Annotated in this window: 20 protein-coding genes; 12 read left to right on the top strand and 8 right to left on the bottom strand. The window is 67.1% G+C overall.

The genetic code is table 11. The annotated features are described in order from the left end of the window. Window positions 1–50 precede the first annotated feature (50 nt). The 4 genes from BS38_RS0114155 to BS38_RS25170 all read right to left on the bottom strand — a co-directional run bounded on the left by BS38_RS0114155 (window position 51) and on the right by BS38_RS25170 (window position 4042). Window positions 51–1133: an ATP-dependent DNA ligase gene (locus BS38_RS0114155; protein ID WP_028271411.1), complete on the bottom strand. Its 1083-nt coding sequence runs from the start codon at window positions 1131–1133 to the stop codon at window positions 51–53. 70 nt (window positions 1134–1203) lie between these two features. Next, window positions 1204–2577 carry an NAD(P)(+) transhydrogenase (Re/Si-specific) subunit beta gene (locus BS38_RS0114150; protein ID WP_028271410.1) on the bottom strand — a complete coding sequence of 458 codons (1374 nt, stop codon included), beginning with the start codon at window positions 2575–2577 and terminating at the stop codon, window positions 1204–1206. Next, on the bottom strand, window positions 2574–2870 hold the full coding sequence (locus BS38_RS0114145) for an NAD(P) transhydrogenase subunit alpha (protein WP_028271409.1): 297 nt from the start codon (window positions 2868–2870) through the stop codon (window positions 2574–2576). The genes BS38_RS0114150 and BS38_RS0114145 overlap by 4 nt, the downstream gene beginning before the upstream one ends. Beyond that, window positions 2870–4042, bottom strand: coding sequence for a Re/Si-specific NAD(P)(+) transhydrogenase subunit alpha (locus tag BS38_RS25170; protein WP_051628916.1), 1173 nt, complete (start codon window positions 4040–4042; stop codon window positions 2870–2872). Before BS38_RS25170 ends, BS38_RS0114145 begins: the two co-directional genes overlap by 1 nt. 137 nt (window positions 4043–4179) lie before the next feature. Here BS38_RS25170 and BS38_RS0114135 point away from each other — a divergent pair, with 137 nt between their 5' ends. The 3 genes from BS38_RS0114135 (at window position 4180) to BS38_RS0114125 (ending at window position 7289) form a co-directional block, all read left to right on the top strand. Beyond that, window positions 4180–5166, top strand: a complete 987-nt coding sequence (locus BS38_RS0114135) for a TIGR03885 family FMN-dependent LLM class oxidoreductase (RefSeq protein WP_028271408.1) — start codon at window positions 4180–4182, stop codon at window positions 5164–5166. Continuing rightward, on the top strand, window positions 5163–6854 hold the full coding sequence (locus BS38_RS0114130; protein WP_028271407.1) for an alpha-amylase family protein: 1692 nt from the start codon (window positions 5163–5165) through the stop codon (window positions 6852–6854). The genes BS38_RS0114135 and BS38_RS0114130 overlap by 4 nt, the downstream gene beginning before the upstream one ends. A 198-nt stretch (window positions 6855–7052) precedes the next feature. Beyond that, a complete protein-coding gene (locus BS38_RS0114125; RefSeq protein ID WP_028271406.1) occupies window positions 7053–7289 on the top strand; it encodes a hypothetical protein in 237 nt (78 codons plus the stop codon). Between the two features lie 5 nt (window positions 7290–7294). Here the strand turns inward: BS38_RS0114125 and BS38_RS0114120 are convergent, their stop codons facing one another. Genes BS38_RS0114120 through BS38_RS0114110 form a run of 3 tightly spaced genes read right to left on the bottom strand, consistent with a single transcriptional unit; the run spans window position 7295 to window position 8985 of the window. Beyond that, the gene (locus BS38_RS0114120) at window positions 7295–7582 is read right to left on the bottom strand and encodes a MoaD/ThiS family protein (RefSeq protein ID WP_028271405.1); all 288 of its coding nucleotides are present in this window, start codon (window positions 7580–7582) and stop codon (window positions 7295–7297) included. A gap of 9 nt (window positions 7583–7591) precedes the next feature. After that, window positions 7592–8725, bottom strand: coding sequence for a WD40/YVTN/BNR-like repeat-containing protein (locus BS38_RS0114115; protein WP_028271404.1), 1134 nt, complete (start codon window positions 8723–8725; stop codon window positions 7592–7594). A gap of 59 nt (window positions 8726–8784) precedes the next feature. After that, the gene (locus BS38_RS0114110) at window positions 8785–8985 is read right to left on the bottom strand and encodes a hypothetical protein (RefSeq protein WP_028271403.1); all 201 of its coding nucleotides are present in this window, start codon (window positions 8983–8985) and stop codon (window positions 8785–8787) included. Window positions 8986–9217: 232 nt separating this feature from the next. Here BS38_RS0114110 and BS38_RS0114105 point away from each other — a divergent pair, with 232 nt between their 5' ends. From BS38_RS0114105 to BS38_RS0114070, 8 genes are all read left to right on the top strand, one after another. Further along, window positions 9218–11548, top strand: a complete 2331-nt coding sequence (locus tag BS38_RS0114105; protein ID WP_197024950.1) for a CHAT domain-containing protein — start codon at window positions 9218–9220, stop codon at window positions 11546–11548. Further along, entirely contained in the window at window positions 11545–11904 is a 360-nt protein-coding gene (locus tag BS38_RS25165; protein ID WP_051628915.1) for a CU044_2847 family protein, read from the top strand. Before BS38_RS0114105 ends, BS38_RS25165 begins: the two co-directional genes overlap by 4 nt. Before the next feature lie 96 nt (window positions 11905–12000). Continuing rightward, window positions 12001–12507: a universal stress protein gene (locus tag BS38_RS0114095; RefSeq protein WP_028271401.1), complete on the top strand. Its 507-nt coding sequence runs from the start codon at window positions 12001–12003 to the stop codon at window positions 12505–12507. Then, on the top strand, window positions 12504–13037 hold the full coding sequence (locus BS38_RS0114090; RefSeq protein ID WP_028271400.1) for a DinB family protein: 534 nt from the start codon (window positions 12504–12506) through the stop codon (window positions 13035–13037). The genes BS38_RS0114095 and BS38_RS0114090 overlap by 4 nt, the downstream gene beginning before the upstream one ends. Before the next feature lie 240 nt (window positions 13038–13277). Beyond that, window positions 13278–14477, top strand: a complete 1200-nt coding sequence (locus BS38_RS0114085; RefSeq protein ID WP_156037128.1) for an MFS transporter — start codon at window positions 13278–13280, stop codon at window positions 14475–14477. 81 nt (window positions 14478–14558) lie between these two features. After that, window positions 14559–14903: a metal-sensitive transcriptional regulator gene (locus BS38_RS0114080; protein WP_028271398.1), complete on the top strand. Its 345-nt coding sequence runs from the start codon at window positions 14559–14561 to the stop codon at window positions 14901–14903. 93 nt (window positions 14904–14996) lie between these two features. Next, complete coding sequence (locus BS38_RS0114075; RefSeq protein ID WP_028271397.1) at window positions 14997–15227, top strand: heavy-metal-associated domain-containing protein; 231 nt, start codon at window positions 14997–14999, stop codon at window positions 15225–15227. Between the two features lie 135 nt (window positions 15228–15362). Then, on the top strand, window positions 15363–17702 hold the full coding sequence (locus BS38_RS0114070) for a heavy metal translocating P-type ATPase (protein ID WP_442853347.1): 2340 nt from the start codon (window positions 15363–15365) through the stop codon (window positions 17700–17702). Here BS38_RS0114070 and BS38_RS0114065 read toward each other — a convergent pair. Beyond that, window positions 17699–17971, bottom strand: coding sequence for a DUF2277 domain-containing protein (locus tag BS38_RS0114065; protein WP_028271395.1), 273 nt, complete (start codon window positions 17969–17971; stop codon window positions 17699–17701). The two genes, BS38_RS0114070 and BS38_RS0114065, sit on opposite strands and share 4 nt — an antisense overlap. A 230-nt stretch (window positions 17972–18201) precedes the next feature. Between BS38_RS0114065 and BS38_RS0114060 the strand changes: the two genes are divergently transcribed. After that, on the top strand, window positions 18202–18465 hold the full coding sequence (locus tag BS38_RS0114060; protein ID WP_028271394.1) for a hypothetical protein: 264 nt from the start codon (window positions 18202–18204) through the stop codon (window positions 18463–18465). Window positions 18466–18678 lie beyond the last annotated feature (213 nt).

Genomic DNA, 18678 nt, shown 5'->3' with positions numbered 1-18678 from the left:
CCCCTTTGGGGGGCGGGCCGCCGCAGTTTGTCCGGGTGTTTGCGGCCGGATCAGGTGGCGAGCACGTCGTCGAGGTTGTACTTCACGGGCTCTTCCAGTTGCTCGTAGGTGCAGGATTCCGGCTCGCGGTCCGGCCGCCAGCGGACGAACTGGGCGGTGTGGCGGAACCGTTCACCTTCCATGTGGTCGTACTTCACTTCCAGCACCCGCTCGGGCCGGAGCGGGATGAACGACAGGTCCTTGCCCGCGCTCCACCGGCTGCCTTCGGCGTTCCGCGGCGTCCGGCTGCCTTCCTCCTGCTTGGCCCAGGCCCAGGGGTGGCCGTCGAAATCCGTCACCAGGGGCTGGAGTTCCTCGAACAGGTCCTTGCGGCGCTGCATCGGGAAAGCGCCCACCACGCCCACGCTCGCCAGGACGCCGTCGCCGTTGTACAACCCCAGCAGCAAGGACCCGATCCGGTCCGGGCCGCTGGTGTGCACGCGGTACCCCGCCAGAACGCAGTCCGCGGTGCGTTCGTGCTTGACCTTCAGCATGACACGCTTGTCAGGCTGGTAGCTGCCGTCGAGGGCCTTGGCCACAATCCCGTCCAGGCCGGCTCCCTCGAACTGGTGGAACCACTGCTGCGCCGTGCCGTTGTCCCGCGTGGTGGCGGTCAGGTGGACCGGCGCGGAACTGTCCGCAAGGGCCTTCTCCAGCATGCTCCGCCGCTCGGAGAACGGCCGCCCGGTGAGGTCCTCGTCGTCAAGCGCCAGCAGGTCGAACGCCACAAACTTTGCCGGCGTCTGCGCCGCCAGGAGCTTCACCCGGCTGGCGGCGGGGTGGATCCGCTGCTGGAGCGCTTCGAAGTCGAGCCGGTCACCGGAGGCACCCACCAGGACGATCTCGCCGTCGAGCACGCAGCGCGGCGGCAGGTTCGCCTTCAGCGCCTCCACCAGTTCGGGGAAGTAGCGGGTCATGGGTTTGCCGTTGCGGCTGCCGATTTCCACCTCGTCGCCGTCCCGGAAAATGATGGACCGGAAGCCGTCCCACTTCGGTTCGAAGCTCCATTTCGGGCCGGAATCCGGGACTTCGGGCAGGGAGCTGACGGCTTTGGCCAGCATGGGCGCGATCGGGGGCATCACCGGCAATTGCATAACGCCCATTCTTACCCGCCGGTACGCGCCGCACCACCCCTTCGGCGGTGTCCGTCGTGCGGCCAGGCTGCTACAGGGCCTTGACCGCCCCAAGTACCTTGGTCAGCGAATCCTTGGCGTCGCCGAACAGCAGGGTGGTCTGCGGTTCGTAGAGCAATTCGTTCTCGATCCCGGCGAAGCCCGGCCGCATGGAACGTTTGAGGAACACCACCTGCCGGGCGTCGGCCACTTCCAGGATTGGCATCCCGTAGATGGGCGAGCCGGAGGACGTCTTCGCCGCCGGGTTGACCACGTCGTTGGCGCCCACCACCAGGGCGACGTCGGCGGTCTTGAACTCCGAGTTGATCTCGGTCATTTCCTTCAGTTCCTCATACGGCACGTTGGCCTCCGCGAGGAGCACGTTCATGTGCCCCGGCATGCGGCCGGCCACGGGGTGGATGGCAAAGTCCACCTGGATTCCGCGGAGCTGCAGGGCCTTGGCCAGTTCCGCCGCGGTGTGCTGGCCCTGGGCTACGGCCAGGCCGTAGCCGGGAACGATGATCACGCGCTGCGCGTAGCCCAGCAGCACGGCGACGTCCTCCGCGCTGGACGAGCGCACCGGCCGCTCACTGACGGCGGTGGATCCCGCCGTCGAGCCTCCCCGGAACGCCCCGAAGAGGATGCCCGCCACGCTGCGGCCCATGGCGGCAGCCATGGCCCGGGTCAGGATGGTACCGGAGGCGCCCACCAGGGTGCCTGCCACGAGCAGCAGCACATTGCCCAGCACCAGGCCGGAGGCCGCGACAGCCAGGCCGGTGAAGGCGTTCAGCAGCGAAATGACGATCGGCACGTCCGCGCCGCCCACGGGCAGCACCAGGAAGATTCCCGCGGCGAGTCCCAGCACCAGCAGCGCCAGCGCCAGGGGCAGCGAACCGGTCAGGACGACGGCGGCCCCGGCACCCGCCGCGGCCAGCAGCACCGCCGCCATGATCACAGGCAGGCCCGGGAAGACCACCGGCCTGGTGGTCATGAGCTCCTGCAGCTTGGCGAAGGTAACGGCGGAGCCGGCGAAGGAGACCGCGCCCACCAGCAACGTGAAGGAGATGGCCAGCCGGACCCAGGCGTCCTCCGTGTGTGCCAGTTCAAGGAGCGCCACAAGGGCAGCGGCGCCGCCGCCCACTCCGTTGAAGGCGGCCACGAGCTGGGGCATCTGGGTCATCTTCACGCGCCGGGCCACGGGGGCGGCCACCGCGGAGCCTACGGCGATTGCGCCGAGGATCCAGGGAATGTTGTCCAGCCGCGCCGAGAGGAACACAGTGGCCACGCCCAGCACGGCTCCCGCGGCACCCACGAGGTTGCCGCGGCGCGCGGTGCGCGGTGAGTTCAGGCCCATGAGGGCGAGGATGAACAACACTGCCGCCAACAGGTAGAGGAGTCCCGTCCAGGCCGGGTCCAGGATGCTCATCGCGGACCCTTCCCGTCCCTGCGGCCGCGGAACATCTCCAGCATCCGGTCCGTCACCACGAAGCCGCCCACCAGGTTGGCGGTGGCCAGGACGACGGCCAGCAGCGCCACGGCCAGTACCCACGGGTCGGCCGCCTGACCGGCCACAATGATGGCGCCCACCAGGATGATGCCGTGGATCGCGTTGGCGCCGGACATCAGCGGTGTGTGCAGCGTGCTGGATACTTTCGAGACCACCTCAAAGCCCACGAAGACCGCCAGTACGGTGATCGTGAGCAGGCTGATGCCGTCCATCAGGCCACCCCCTCGTTGTCGGGCTGTTGGTGCGCGGCAGCGAGGGCTTCCGCCGTGGGCGCGTGCCGGACCTCGCCGTCGTGCGTCAGGCAGGTGCCGGCCACGACTTCGTCGCCGAAGTCCAGGGTGAGCGCGCCGTCGCGGACCACCAGGGCAAGGAGGTTGGCCACGTTCTTGGCATAGAGCCGGGAGGCATCGGCCGGCATGGCCGACGCGGCGTCCTTGAGGCCCACCAGGGTCACGGTGCCCTGGCCGTCGGCGGTATCCACCTGGATCTCCTGGCCGGGGACCGAGCCTTCCACGTTGCCGCCGGATTCGGCGGCGAGGTCCACCACCACGGAGCCGGGCCGCATACCCTGGACCATCTCCCGGCTCACCAGGAGCGGTGCCCGCCGGCCGGGGACGGCCGCCGTCGTAATCAGGACGTCCGCCTGGGCCACATGCGGTGCCAGAAGCTGGCGCTGCAGGGCACCGCGGTCCGCGCTGAGCTCGCGGGCGTAGCCGCCGGACGCTTCGGCTGTTTCCAGATCAAGTTTGATGAAGGTGCCGCCCATCGAGGCGACCTCGTCCGCCGACGCGGGCCGGATGTCGTTCGCCGAAACCCGGGCGCCCAGCCGCTTTGCCGTACCGATGGCCTGCAGGCCCGCAACACCCACGCCGAGTACCAGCACGCGCGCCGGCGGGATGGTTCCGGCGGCTGTCATAAAGAGCGGGAAGAAGCGCGGCAGGCGGATGGCCGCCTCGAGTACGCAGCGGTAGCCGGCCACCAGGGCCTGGGAGGACAGGGCATCCATCGACTGGGCGCGGGAAATCCGCGGCACCAGTTCCAGCGCGAAGGATGTCACCCCGGCGTCCGCCAGGGCCCGCACCGTGGGTAATTCGGACGACGGCGACGCCAGGCCGGCTGTGACGGCACCGCGGCGCAATGCCGCCGCCGTCGTTGCTTCCAGCGGCCGCACGTGGGCGAGGATGTCGAGGGATCCGGGATCCAGTTCGGGGACGATCCGCGCTCCGGCCCGGGCATACTCCGCGTCGCTGTGGCCGGCCGCGGTTCCCGCGCGGGATTCGACCAGGACCTCGAGTCCGAGGCCAATCAATTGCTGGACCGTCTCCGGGGTCGCGGCCACCCGTCGCTCGCCCTCGCGGCGCTCCCGCGTAATGCCCAGTTTCACCCGCCACTCCCTTTCCAGCGTCGTCGCTGTCCGGTGTCCCGCTGTCCCGGGTCGGTATGGCTAGAGTCTATGCAGAAAGAGCCCGCTCCGCCGGTGCTTTCCTCGACACACCTCCGCCGCGCGGGTAGACATGAACGATGGCAACTATCGGTTTTCACGCGTCGCATGAACAGATCAGCCCGGGCCGGCTACTCCAGGACGTCCAGCTTGCCGAGCGGGCGGGCTTCGGTGCCGCAATGTGCTCGGACCACATCGAGCCCTGGTCCGCCCGGCAAGGCCATTCGGGCTTCGCCTGGTCCTGGCTGGGCGCCGCACTGGCCACAACCTCGCTCCGGTTTGGCGTGGTCACAGCACCGGGCCAGCGCTACCACCCGGCCATCATCGCGCACGCCTCGGCCACCCTGGCGGACATGTTCCCCGGGCGGTTCTGGATGGCACCGGGAAGCGGTGAGAACATGAACGAGCACATTACGGGCGATGCGTGGCCGGCCAAGGAAACACGCCAGCAGCGCTTGGAGGAGTGCGTTGACATCATCCGCCGCCTGCACAACGGCGAGGAGGTGACGCACCACGGCCTGGTCACGGTGGAGCAGGCCCGCATCTGGGACGTCCCCGCGACCAAGCCGCCGCTGATCGCGCCGGCGATCAGCGTGCAGACCGCCCGGCGCGCCGCCACCTGGGCTGACGGCCTGGTCACGGTGAACCAGCCGCACGCGAAGCTGAAAGAGATGCTCGACGTCTACCGGGACAACGGCGGCCGGGGGAAGGCCGTGCTGCAGATCCACCTGTCCTGGGCGCCGCGGCAGGAGGATGCGGTTTCGATTGCCCTGGACCAGTGGCGGTCCAACGTTTTCGCCCCGCCCATACCCTGGGACCTGCCCACCGCGGCCCACTTTGACGGCGTCAGCACCGACGTCGGCGAGGACCAGGTCCGGAAGGCGGTCAACATTTCCGCCAGCCTGGACCAGCACGCCACATGGCTGCAGGAGTATGCGGACCTGGGCTTCGATGAGCTCTACCTGCACTTCGTCGGCCAGGAGCAGAAACCCTTCATCGAGGCGTTCGGCGAACACGTCCTGCCCCGGCTGCAGGCCGGCAGTGCGATCCGGGAGGTGACGGCATGAGGATTGCGGAGACGTCCGATCTGTGGTGGAAGAACGCCGTGATCTACTGCCTGGACCCGGAAACCTTTTTCGACGACGACGGCGACGGCACCGGGGATTTCGGCGGCCTGATCCAGCGCGTGGACTACCTGGCGGCCCTGGGGGTCACGTGCATCTGGCTCATGCCGTTCTACCCCTCGCCGGACCGGGACGACGGTTACGACATCACCGACATGTACGGAGTGGACCCGCGCCTCGGCACCATGGGCGATGTGGTGGAGTTTGTCCGGACGGCCAAGGACCGGGGAATGCGGGTGATCGCGGACTTTGTCATCAACCACACGTCGGACAAACACCCCTGGTTCAGGGAATCCCGGAAGTCCGTGGACAACCCCTACCGCGACTACTACGTGTGGCGGAAGGACACTCCCCCGGACACATCGGAGCAGGTGGTGTTTCCCGGCGAGGAAACGTCCATCTGGACCCAGGACAAGGCCACCGGCGAGTGGTATCTGCACATGTTCGCCAAGCATCAGCCGGACCTGAACGTCGCCAACCCGAAGGTCCGGGACGAGATCGCCAAGTCGATGGGTTTCTGGCTGCAGCTGGGGCTGGACGGTTTCCGGCTGGATGCCGTGCCGTTCTTCCTGGAGCTGCAGGGCGTGTCCAAGGAGGACGCGGCGAAGATCGATCCGCACGACTACCTGGCGGCGCTTCGCAGCTTCGTCAACAGGCGGAACGGGAGTGCCGTTCTCCTCGGCGAAGTAAACCTTCCCTATAAGGACCAGCTGAAATACTTCGGCGGCCCGGACGGCAATGAGCTGAACATGCAGTTCGACTTCCTGAGCATGCAAAACCTGTACCTGTCCCTGGCCAGGGAGGACGCCCGCCCGCTGGCCAAGAGCCTCGCCGGCAGGCCGGCGATCCATCCTGACAACCAGTGGGCCATGTTCGTCCGCAACCACGATGAGCTGACGCTGGACAAGCTCACGGACGAGGAAAGGGCCGAGGTCTTCGCGGCCTTCGGGCCGGACCCGGACATGCAGATGTACGGCCGGGGGCTGCGGCGCCGCCTGCCGACGATGCTCGACGGCGATCCCGCCCGGATCCGCATGGTCTATTCCCTGATGTTTTCCCTCCCGGGAACGCCGGTCCTGTTCTACGGCGAGGAGATCGGGATGGGTGAGGATCTGCGTGCCAAGGGCCGCTCCGCGGTGCGCTCCCCCATGCAATGGAATGACACGGCTAACGGCGGATTCTCCACGGCGCCGGCGGACAAGCTGGTGGCCCAGGTGGTTGACGGCTACTTCGGGCCGAAGAACATCAACGCTGCCCACGCCAAGCGGGACCCCGACTCGTTGTGGAATTTCATCGCGGCGCTCATCCGAAGCTACCGCGAAAGCCCGGAGCTGGCCTGGGGCGACTTCGAACTCATTAAGCAGCCCCATCCCGGCGTGCTCCTGCACAGCTGCACCCGCGCCGGTTCCACACTGGTCCTGGCACACAACATGGCAGCACAGCCCGCGTCCGTCACGGCAAAAGTCTCGTCCCCGGAAGATCCTGCGGAGAACTTCGCGGGGGCCACCCTGCTGGACCTGCTCGACGGCGACAACGTTCCGCTGGCGGACGACGGCGGCTTCGAGCTGGAGCTGGAGCGCTACGGCTACCGCTGGTTCAGGATCCAGCACCCCGCCGACCGGCGGATATAGCACAGGCGGATCTAGCACCGGCGGATCTAGCACCGGCGGATAGGTGCCGGTGGGTGCTTTCCGGGCGGAAACAGGGTGGGCGCGGAAAACTAACGCGCACATTACCGGCATGAAACGCGGCGGCAACAATGGCGCAGGACACTGGATGTGCCGGCAATTGCAGGCAACAGCACAAGCTCCAGCTCAGGAGGCCCCGCCATGTTGAAGGAAGCCAAAACCCATGTAACCCGTGTTCGTGCCCTGGACCAGTTGCACCGCGGCGACGAGATTGAAGCCCGCCTGTCCGTGGGCCCCAGCTATGACGACGTGGTGATCCGCCGGGGCCGCGTGCAGGAAACTGCGCCGGGCATCGGCGTCGTGTGGATCATGGACCGTCAGACCGGGATGCGCAAAGCAATCAATACGGATGAATGCAGCGTTTGGCGAGTAGCCTGAGCTCTTCAGCCGCCCGCCACGGACTGGATGATCACCACTTCCTGGCCGGCAGCCACTTCAGTTTCCAATCCCCGCAAGCGCCGGACCTCGTCCCCGTTCACGTAAATATTCACGTAACGGCGCAGGGCACCGGTTTCATCTCTCAACCGCCTCGCAAGGACCGGATAATCACCGGCCAGCGAGTCCAGCAAGATCCCCACAGTCACCGCCCCGTCGGCGGGCGTAGTCAAGATGGACTGCCCGCCGGCGAGCGGCTGGAGGATGCTGGGAAGCACCACGCTGATGTCAGCCACAACGGACCCTTAAGCGGGTACCGGAGCGCCAGGCACCAGGGCCGCGGACACCACGGCCGCGCGGACACACAGGACGTCCGGCAGATGTGACGCCACTTCGGTGAAGTGCTCGCCCTCGTCCGGGCTGGCGTAGACCGAGCCACCGCGCGTTCCGAAGTACACCCCGGCCGGTTCCGCGGAATCCACCGAGGCAGCGTCACGGAGCACCGCGTTGTATTCGCCCTGCGGCAGCCCGGAATCAAGGCGCTTCCACGTCTTCCCGGCATCGTCCGTCCGGTGCACGGCCAGCTTGGCATCCGGCGGGATGCGTTCGCCGTCGGCTTTGAGCGGGACCACCCACGCGGTGCCTGCCCGCCGCGGATGCGTCAGCATCACAAACCCGAAATCTGCCGGAAGGCCTTCCGCGATCGACTCCCAGGTCTCGCCGTTGTCATCGGTGCGGTACACGCCGTGGTGGTTCTGCGCGTAAAGGCGGCCCTCGACGGCGGCATCCGCGGCGATCTTGTGCACGCACTGGCCGAACTCGGGGTTGGGATCCGGCATGAAGTAGGCCGAAATACCCCTGTTCCGGGGCTCCCAGGAGGTTCCGCCGTCGAGCGACCGGTACACGCCGCCCGTGCTCATCGCGACGTGCACGTTCTCCCCGGAGGGATTAACCACGATCGAGTGTGCGGCCGCGCCGCCGTACCCGGCACCCCATTCGCTGCGGTGCGGATGGTCCCAGAGCCCGCGGTTGAGTTCGAAGTGTTCGCCGCCGTCGGTCGATTTCCACACGGAAATGGGCTCGGCGCCGGCCCAGACCACGCCGGGGCGGTCTTCGGCGTCGGGGTAGATCTGCCAGATGCGTTCCACCGCGGCGTCAGTGCCCTCCGGGAACTTGATGGCACCCTGCTCCGGCTCGGTCCAGGTGGCACCGAGGTCATCCGAATGCGCAACGGTGGGTCCCCAGTGCTCGGAGCGGACGCCCACCATGATCCGGGTACGCCCGTTGCGGGTGTCGATGCCGATGCTGGGGACTTCGCTCATCAGAAAATGCGGGCCGGACATGGACCATGCCTGCCGGTCGTGGCTGGTCGCCAGCCACAGCCCTTTTTTGGTTCCGATCGCTAGGACATAACTCTCTTCGGTGGCCATGCACCCCATGCAACCACTCCCGCCCGGAGGCTGCAATGGTTTTGACGCGGGTTTATGCGTGCTGGCGGTCAGTCCACGAATTCAGACTGGGTCTCGATGAAGTCCCAATCCGCGTTCGTGAGGACTCCGGTTGCGGTGTCAGGGTGCGGGCCGCCGGCCTCGGCAATCCCCTGCAGCACAGGCAACGGCAATTCCTCCATCCGCAGGTTCTCGCGCAGCCACTCCTTGCTGGCCAAGTCCAGATCAAGCCACCACATGTAGATTTCCACCGTGGACCACCTCTCCCTATGCCTCAACGTTATTCCGCGGCAAAGGGGTGTACAAGGGCCCAACGGCCGTGGCGCCCGCCTCCCCGGACACGCAGCCGCGCACCCCTTGTGCCGGCAGTCCCGCTGCGCCAATCTTGTCTTGTAGGGCTGTCCGGCACCGGAACAACCGGCACCGAACGACCGGAACCGAACGTCCGCTGTGGGGATGCCGCACTGCGCTGAGAAGGTTGCCATGGACGGTGACATAGAACTCGAACTTGCATCAGGCTCCGAGCGGGGCGAGTACACAGTGCGCGTGGTTCAGGCGCCGGCCGGGGGAAACGCGTCGGGGGTGTTCAGGCTGGACGTGGACCGGATCCTGGCACGCCGCACCGAATTGGAGTCCACCGTCCTGGCTTCCGCCGTGGCTGCCCGGCGCACCACGCCGGTGGCAGAGCTGCCAGTGCGGGGAGTGGGGCAGGAACTCTTCCAGGCCCTGTTTACCCGTGAGGTCTATGGAACTTACCGGGCCAGCCTGGGCGCCGCCCAGCACAGCGGCCAGCAGCTGAGGGTGGTGTTGCGGCTCGCTGCTCCTGAACTGGCGGCGATGCCGTGGGAAATGTTGTTTGATCCGGAAACCGAAAGCTACCTATGCCAGACGGAGCCGCTGCTCCGCCATATTCCCGCACCGGACTATCACCTGAACCCGCTGGAAATCGTCCCTCCGCTGAGGATCCTTGGCCTCATAGCCTCCCCGCGCGACCTTCCGCCGCTGGACGTCGAAGCGGAACGCGACCATCTTGCGGCGGCCTTGGCGGGCCCGGTTTCCGAAGGCAGGATTGAACTCGTGTGGGCGCCGGGCGGTGCGTGGGACGAGATCCAGTCGATGTTGCTGGACGGACCCTGGCACGCAGTCCATTTCATCGGCCACGGTGACTACGACGCCAGGAACGATGAAGGCCGGGTTGCCCTGGTGGGGGCCGACGGCCGGGCCTCGATGGTGCGGGCCATCCGCCTGATGGCCCTGCTGAGTGTTGCCGTACCCCGCCCTCGCCTGGTGGTCCTGAATTCCTGCTCCTCCGGCGAAACCGGCCGGGAGGATCTCTTCTCCGGCACAGCTTCCACCCTCGTCCGCAGCGGCATCAGTGCGGTGGCAGCGATGCAGTTCGCCATCAGCGACGGCGCCGCGATCGCCTTTGCCCAGGGCTTCTATGCCGCGATCGCCAACGGACGCGGCGTGGACGAGGCCGCCCGCGTCGGGCGGATCTCGGTCATGGGAAGCCCTGACGGAACCCTGGAATGGGTGACGCCGGCGCTGTACGTCAGGGGCGGCGACACCGCCCTGTTCAACTTAAAGGCACCGCCCCGCCCCGCCGTGGGGGAAAAGGCCGCAGCGAAGGAGCCGGCCACGGGCACCTCCGCAAACAGCACGGCCGGATCAGCGGAGCCGTCCAGTGCCCGGATCCGGCAGGCGGAGCTCCGCGCGCTGTACGTGCAGGCCTGCGCGGAACTCAGGACCAAGCATTATCCGGTGGCCATCGAGTTGTTCGATGACCTGCTGACGCTTGACGGCAGTTACCGCGACGCGGCCCTGCTCCGCGCTTCCGCTGCGCAGCACTTGGAACATTCCGAGGCGTACCGCCACGCCAGGGAAGCCGAAGACGCCGGAGATTGGACGGCCGCTGCCGACGGTTACGCCGCAGTGCAGGAGGATCCCGACTTCCCCGACGCCGCCGCCCGGGCCCGGGAATGCGCCAAACGGCAGCGGACAGCCGACCTGCAGGGTGAGATGGAGTATCACGCAGGCAGCCGAAACTGGCAGGCCGTTGTGGACGTGGCGGCGGAACTGTATGCCCTGGATCCCGCCGCGTCAGATCCGGCCGGACTGGCGACGAAGGCGCGCAACGAACTGCGCCGCGAAAACGACGCTTTACGGGCCGCGGAGAAAACAGCCCAGCGGACCGCCCGCCAGGCTGCACCGGCCCCGGGCAGCGCAGCCGGCCCTGCACCGGCACCACAGTCGAGGCCCGCGCCGGCGGCCTTGGATTCCAGGTTCCTTGCGGCCGGCGGGATTGTCCTGGCCCTGGCCGGGGCACTCCTGGCAGTCTTCTTCGCCTACCTCAAATGGGTCGACATGGACTGGTGGTATTCCGGCGGGGAAGTCAGCGTGCGTTTCGTCTACGCAATACTGGCGCCAGCGGGTTACCTCCTGCTCCTGCTCGCCGGCCTGCCTGATCGGACCGAAAGGGGGCGCGTGACGCTGGCGGTAGCGGCCGGAGCCGGTGCGCTGCTTGGCGTGGTGGGCGTGGAACCGGACCTTCTATGGGCTGCAACGGCCGCCACGTTGTTCCAAGCACTTTTCGGCGCATGGGCAGGCATTCTGGCCATCCGCGCTGCCAACACACCGGCCCTGGCCGGCTGGCTTCTCCTGGTCTGCCTTGCCACGCTGCCGCTGATGTGGCTCCCGGGCGATGACCTGTCGGCCAGGGCGCTGGTGCTAATGGTGCAGAACGCAACAGTCGCCGCCGGCGGTCTGATTTTCCTGGGACTGGCCCTCAGACAGAATTGGAAGGACGAGAGATGACGCGCCTGGTGGAATTTCCGACGAACGACGGCGGAACCGTGCTCCTGGAAGTTTCAGACAACACCGGCGGGCTGGTGACGCGCGGCGGCGGACAGAGCAGCGTTTTCGCCCGGGCACAGCAGACCTTTGAGCGCGCCCTCAGCAACATCCGGCCGGCGGTCCAAGGCGTCATTGATGAGCTCACAAGCCTTCCCGACAAACCGGACGAGGTCTCGGTCAAGTTCGGCCTGGACCTGCATGCCGAGGCCGGCGCCTTCATTGCCGCGGCCAGCACCAGCTCAAACTTCACGGTAACGCTCACCTGGCGCCGCCCCAAGCCGGCGCGGGAGGCTGCGGACGAGGACGAACCGGACTAAGACCGCCCGGACTGAGGCGGCCCGGACCGGGAACCGTCCGGTGACCCGGCGGCCGGGGATGCTGTTCAAGGGATGCCCCCAGGGTCACAATGGAGTATGTCTCCAGAGCGCTTCAGCGGACCGCCTCCCCTGGTGGTCGGCGTACTGCCGGGCCAGCACGCCGAAGTGCTGCAGTCGGCCACCGGCCTCGCACAAAAGTTGGGCGCCCCCCTGCTGTGCGCCTACGTGGACGAGGCGAGCTACCTCGTCGAGTGGGATCCGGCCCGGTCGGCGCACCGGCTGTCCCTGCACCCGGACAAGGACGACGCCGATGTCCGCGCCGTGAGCCAAGAGCTCCGCGGCCTCGTGGGCGCTGCCTGCGATGCGAAGTCGGTGGAGTGGACGCTGCGGATACTGGCTGGAGACCCTGCCCGCGCCCTGGGCCGCGTGGCAGCGGAGGCAAATGCTTCCATGATCATCGTGGGGACGCCGGAGCGCGGGCTGGGGCACCGGCTCTCGGCAGCCCTCAACGGTTCTGTGGCCGCATGGCTGACCCATCACCAGGACCGGCCCGTCCTGGTGGTACCGGCCCACATGGGCGCCCACCGGGATACGTCCGGGTGAGCGCGGCTCCCGGGACTGTCCAGCACGGTTACGAGCGCAACCTCACGGAACTTGAGCGATGGCTGGCGGATGCATCCGATTCCGATCTGCGCCGCCGCAGCTCGGGCACCCGCTGGACCAACGAGGAACTCCTGTTCCATATGGTTTTCGGCTACATGGTGGTGCAGGCACTGCTTCCCCTGGTCCGCTTGTTCGGAGTCCTGCCGGCTCCGTTCAGCCGCGCGTTTGCGAGGCTGCTTAACGCCGGAACCGCACCGTTCGACGTCGTCAATTACCTGGGATCCAAGGCTGCGGCCCGCGTGTTCAACCGAAAGCGGATGGCGGCGAAACTCCGGCGGGTGACGCGCTCCCTGGAGCGGCGGATGGGCCGTGAGTCGGCCACCGCGATGGCCCGGGGCATGTCCTTTCCTGATCGCTGGGATCCGTTCTTCACGCCGTGGATGTCGCTGGCAGATGTCTACGCCTACCCCATCGAGCATTTCGACTTCCATGCCACCCAGCTCAGTATGGGCACCCGCGGGGCGTTGTAACCAACGGCGCTGTGCATTTACGACGCTATGAATTAACACTGTGAAAAGAGGGCCGAAAGACCCTGTGAAAGTAAAGTGAAAGTAGTTATTCAAGGTGGTGGCGCTCACCGCTACCGCCAAGTAAGCTGGTACTCGCAGGAAGAAGTTGAACCTGCCCCATAAGCTGCTCCGGAGTGCGTATCCCCCAATAACGCACTCCGGAGCTTTTTAATGTCCGGCCGTACGTCAGGAGCGAATTCCGTGACCACAGCGCCAATCCCCACCGCTACCGCCGCCGTCACCGCGCCTCTGTACGCAGCAGGCTTCGTGACAGCCTTCGGCGCGCACAGCATCGCGGCGGGCATGGGTGCCCACAGTGGTGACATCGGATTGAGCCTGCTGAATCTGGGCATCCTGCTGGCTGTTTACGACCTTGCCGAGGTGGTGCTGAAGCCGGTGTTCGGAGCGCTCAGCGACCGTATTGGCGCCAAGCCGGTGGTGGTGGCGGGGCTCCTCGCCTTTGCCCTGATGTCACTGATCGGGCTGTGGGGCGCGAACCCGCTGATGCTCGGCCTCGCCAGGATCGGCCAGGGTGCGGCCGCCTCTGCGTTTTCACCGGCGTCCTCGGCGATGGTGGCGCGGCTCGCGGGCCGCAACGCAGGCACGTACTTTGGCCGATATGGTTCGTGGAAGAGCCTGGGCTACGTTGGCGGTCCCCTGATCGGTGCGGCCCTGATCTTCCTCGGCGGCTTCGCCCTCCTCTTTGCCACCCTGGGCATCCTCGCGGCAGCCACGGCAGTGTGGGCCATGGTGGCCCTGCCGCGGCTGGCCCCCTTGCCACGGCCCCGCTACACGTTGCTGGACCTTTCCCGCCAAGTGACTCACCGCAGCTTCCTCGTTCCTACGCTCGTCCTGGCGGCTGCCACCGGAGCCTTGGGAACGGCAATTGGCTTCCTCCCTGCACTGGCCACCGGGCACGGCCTCGATCCCGTGGCGGCAGTGGCCGCCGTCAGCCTGCTCGCACTCGCATCCGCTGCGACCCAACCCTGGATCGGCCGCCTGCGTGACCGGGGCAGGATCCAGGACGGGCCCGGCATGACGGCCGGCCTGCTGCTGACGGCGGCCGGAATCACCTGCGTGGCGCTGTTTCCCGGGCCCGTCACCATCTTCGGCGCGGCGGCGGCGATCGGTGTGGGGATAGGCACGGCGACACCGCTGGGCTTCGCTCACTTAGCTGCCACCACGCCACCTGAGCGGCTGGGCCGGACCATGGGATCAGCCGAACTGGGACGGGAACTGGGCGATGCCGGTGGCCCCCTCCTGGTGGGTGCCGTGGCCACAGCTTCCGCACTGCCCCTGGGGCTTGGAGTCCTCGCCGCGGCCGTCGCGGCCACGTCCCTGCTCGGCATGGGCAGCGTCAGGCCCGGGCCTCCGTCCCCGGGGCAGCCCGGGGAACGGTAACCGGCACAACGGTAACCCGCACAGCGCAGATACCCCCTAGGGGTACTTGTTTTATACCCCTTAGGGGTATAGGTTGGGGATATGGATTCGCCAACAGACGCTCCCTTGGCCGAGGACGCCGGAACCGCTCCCCGGCACGGTTACAGCTCGAACAAAGACGCATACCTGCGAAGACTCAAACGCATCGAAGGCCAGGTCCGTGGCATCGCACGGATGGTGGACGAGGACAAGTACTGCATCGACATCCTCACCCAGGTCGCCGCGGTAAACAAAGCCCTCCACGCCGTAAGCCTGGGCCTGGTGGAAGAGCACATCGGCCATTGTGTCGTCGGGGCCGCCTCTGAGCCCGACCCGGCCCTCCGCGCGGAAACCATCGATTTCAAAGTCAAAGAGGCTACCGATGCCATCGGGCGCCTCTTGCGGTAGCGGCAATCCCACGCACCACACCATTCAGATGATCCAACCGGATCAATCTGGCAAGATCGGCACCATCGGAACGCCGAAGATCAGGAGCAAACCATGAGCCCCGTATCCACCATCGTGAACGTGTCCGGCATGACCTGCGGACACTGCATTTCCTCCGTGAGCGAGGAACTCGAAGCCCTCGAAGGCGTGGAAGCGGTCGACGTCGACCTCAACGCCGGCGGCATTTCCACCGTCACCATCACCTCAGAAAAGAAGCTCTCCCGCTCCGAGATCGGAGAAGCAGTGGCGGAGGCCGGCTACCTGGTGGTGGCCAACGAAGCCTGAACTCGTCCGCCCGCTGCATCCAGGGGCGGACAGCCAGACCCGCACCATTGACACGCACACCAAGGACACTCCGTGAGTAACGAGCAACTGCTTCACCAGCCGGGAAGCCGGGTGATTGAACTCGACATCGAAGGCATGACGTGCGCTTCGTGCGTGGGCCGGGTGGAACGGAAACTCGGAAAGCTCGAGGGCGTGGAAGCCTCGGTGAACCTGCCCCTGGAGTCGGCCCACGTCACGGTCCCGGCGGGCATCACTGACGAACAGATCACCGCCACCGTGGAAGCGGCAGGCTACAAGGCCAAGGTCCGCCCTCCCCGCTACCCGAACCGGGATGGCGGCGCTGAGACTTCGACCGGCTCAGCCACCGGGTACGGCGAGCTGCCCACCAGCGGCGACGCCGGGGGCATGCGGCAGCAAGCGTCTAAGCGAGGTACGAGCGAGCATGCAGAGCATGTCCCCGGTGGCGCCGCGGCCAAGTTGCGCCCCAGGCTCATCGTCGCTGCCATTCTGACCGTCCCGGTGTTCGCAATTTCGATGCTTCCCTCCTTCCAGTTCCCCGACTGGGGCTGGGTGGCGGGGGTTCTTGCCTTGCCGGTGGTCACGTGGGCGGCCTGGCCGTTCCACCGGGCCGCGGCAGTCAACGCCCGGCACTTCGCCTCAACGATGGACACTTTGGTTTCCATCGGCGTTATTGCCGCGTATCTGTTCTCGGCCTGGCAGTTGTTCGCCGATCCCCGCATGACCCAACACCCCGGCATGGAGATGGGCAGCGGGGGCCTCTACTTCGAGGTGGCCGCGGTGGTCACCACCTTCCTGCTGCTGGGCCGCTACCTTGAGGCCAACGCCAAGCAGAAGGCGGGCGACGCCCTGAAGGCGCTGCTTGACCTGGGCGCAAAGGATGCCACTGTCCTGTCCGGCGGAACAGAGGTAAGGATTCCCGCCGATCAGCTGGCGGTTGGCGACGTTCTGGTGGTCCGCCCCGGGGAGAAGATCGCCACGGACGGCGTGGTGATCGACGGCGCATCGGCCGTTGACGCCTCCCTGGTCACGGGCGAATCTGTCCCTGTTGAGGTGGGTCCGGACAGCTTCGTCATAGGCGCCACCATCAACACTTCCGGCCGCCTGCTGGTTCGCGCCACCCGGGTTGGCTCCGAAACCACGTTGGCCCAGATGGCTCGGCTGGTTTCCCAGGCGCAGACCGGCAAGGCTCCCATCGCCCGGCTCGCGGACCGCATCAGCGCAGTGTTCGTTCCGATTGTGCTCGCGATCGCCGTTGCCACTTTCGCACTCTGGACCATCGTCAGCGGCCCGGTGATTGAGGCTGCCGAAATCCGGGCGGCCTTCACCGCCGCGGTGGCGGTGCTGGTCATCGCCTGCCCCTGCGCCCTGGGACTGGCAACTCCCGTCGGCCTCCTCACCGGCACGGGCCGCGGCGCCCAACTCGGGATCCTGATCAAGGGACCGCAGGTCCTTGAAGACACCCGCACCGTGGACACCATCCTGCTGGACAAGACCGGTACGGTGACCACCGGACACCTTGCCGTGGACAGCACCAGAGCCTTCGGCACGCACACCGACGCCGACGTGCTGCGGCTCGCCGGGGCGGTTGAGGCCGGTTCGGAACACCCCATCGCCCACGCCATTGCGGCCGCCGCGTTGTCCGCAGAGCGCCGGAACGACGACGGCGGGCGGCTGCCCGCCGTCGAACAGTTCCGTTCGGCGCCGGGCGGCGGAGTTTCCGGACACGTCGCCGGCCGGTACATCCTCGCCGGACGGACGGGCTGGCTGCGGGAAAACGGCATAAGTGTCACGCCGGAACAGGAGCAGGCGCTCCAGTCCGCCGAAGAATCCGGTGCCACCGCGATCTGGGTTGCCGTGGACGGCGCGCCGGCAGGCATCGTCTCGCTGCGGGACACCCTCAAGCCGGGTTCGGCTGCCGCGATTTCGCGGCTGAAGCAGCTTGGCCTCCGGCCGATCCTCCTGACCGGGGACAACGCCGCGGTGGCCGCGCAGGTGGCCGCCGCCGTCGGCATTGCGCCGGAAGACGTGTTCGCCGGCGTATTGCCGGAAGGCAAGGTGGAGGCAGTCCGGAAACTGCAGGCAGGCGGCGCCACGGTGGCCATGGCGGGCGACGGCGTGAATGACGCGGCCGCCCTGGCCCAGGCCGATCTTGGCATCGCCATGGGATCGGGCACGGATGTTGCCATCGAGGCCGCGGACCTGACCGTGATGGGCAACGACCTGGGGCAGGTGGCCCAGGCCATCGAGCTGTCCCGGCGCACGCTGGCCACCATCAAGACAAACCTGTTCTGGGCCTTCTTTTACAACGCGGTCGGAATTCCGGTGGCGGCGCTCGGGTTACTGAACCCTATGATCGCCGGCGCTGCCATGGCCGCGAGTTCGGTGCTGGTGGTTGCCAATTCGCTGCGGCTGCGAAGCTTCGGCAAGCCTGCCCCCGCTAGCCGGGCGGCCTAAGCGGCGCCGAACCGGACGGCGGCCTTCGCCCGGGCCTTGGCTGCTTCCTCGTCCCGGTCCTTGGCCGGGGCATGCGTCACCAACGAATCGAGCAGATGCTGGGTGGCATGGGCAATCTCATGCACGGCGCGGTTGAACGCCTCCTCGTTGGCCTTGGACGGCTTGGTGCTGCCGCTGATTTTGCGCACGTACTGCAGTGCAGCGGCTTCCACCTCGGCCGTCGTGGCATGGGGCTCAAAATTATGCAGGGTCCTAATGTTGCGGCACATATTCCCATGCTAGGCTCTGGACCGCCTGGGATCGAGGCTCGAAGCCCGTCCGGTCACCGACACCCTGCAACTGTCCTGCCGTCCTTGCAAGGCAGCGGTGCATGGGGAGCGGTGCCCATCGACGGAACGTCGGGCCGCGGGATAGTTTCTAGGTAATGGATCTTCCGGATGAGCCGGGGGCCGCTGGGGATGCCGATCGGATCGGATCCGTTGACTGAAGGAGAAAACTAATGGCTATTTGGGGTGCAGACATTGTTCAGCTCAAGGCGCTCGGAACCAAGCTTCAGGCTGGTTCGTCGGAGCTTGAGAAGCAGAAGTCGCTGCTGACGAAGGCTCTCAACGGCACGGACTGGAAGGGCCCGGACGCGGAGAAGTTCCGCAGCGAATGGTCCGGTTCGCACGTGACGGCGCTGGCCAAGGTGGCGCAGGCGCTGGAGGAAGCCGGCAAGCAGGCAACCAAGAACGCCGCCCAGCAGGAAGAGGCTTCCCGCTAGGAAAGCCGCCTGCCCGCCAGGGATGGACTTCGGGAAACCACCGTTTCCTGCCGGATGCCCCGGACGCAACCATGCGTCCGGGGCATCCGCGTTTCAACCGGTGATACGGGAATCGTGCGTCCGCTTAGGGAACGGGCTCGACGTCGTTGGCATGGTCCAGCGGCGCCCGCACCGGCACTGCCGGAATGCCGGCGCCGCGAAGCTCGTCAACCC

The organism is Arthrobacter sp. UNC362MFTsu5.1, assembly GCF_000685965.1.
In the GTDB taxonomy this organism is placed as follows: Bacteria; Actinomycetota; Actinomycetes; order Actinomycetales; family Micrococcaceae; genus Arthrobacter.
This window is presented reverse-complemented; position numbering and strand designations above follow the sequence as displayed.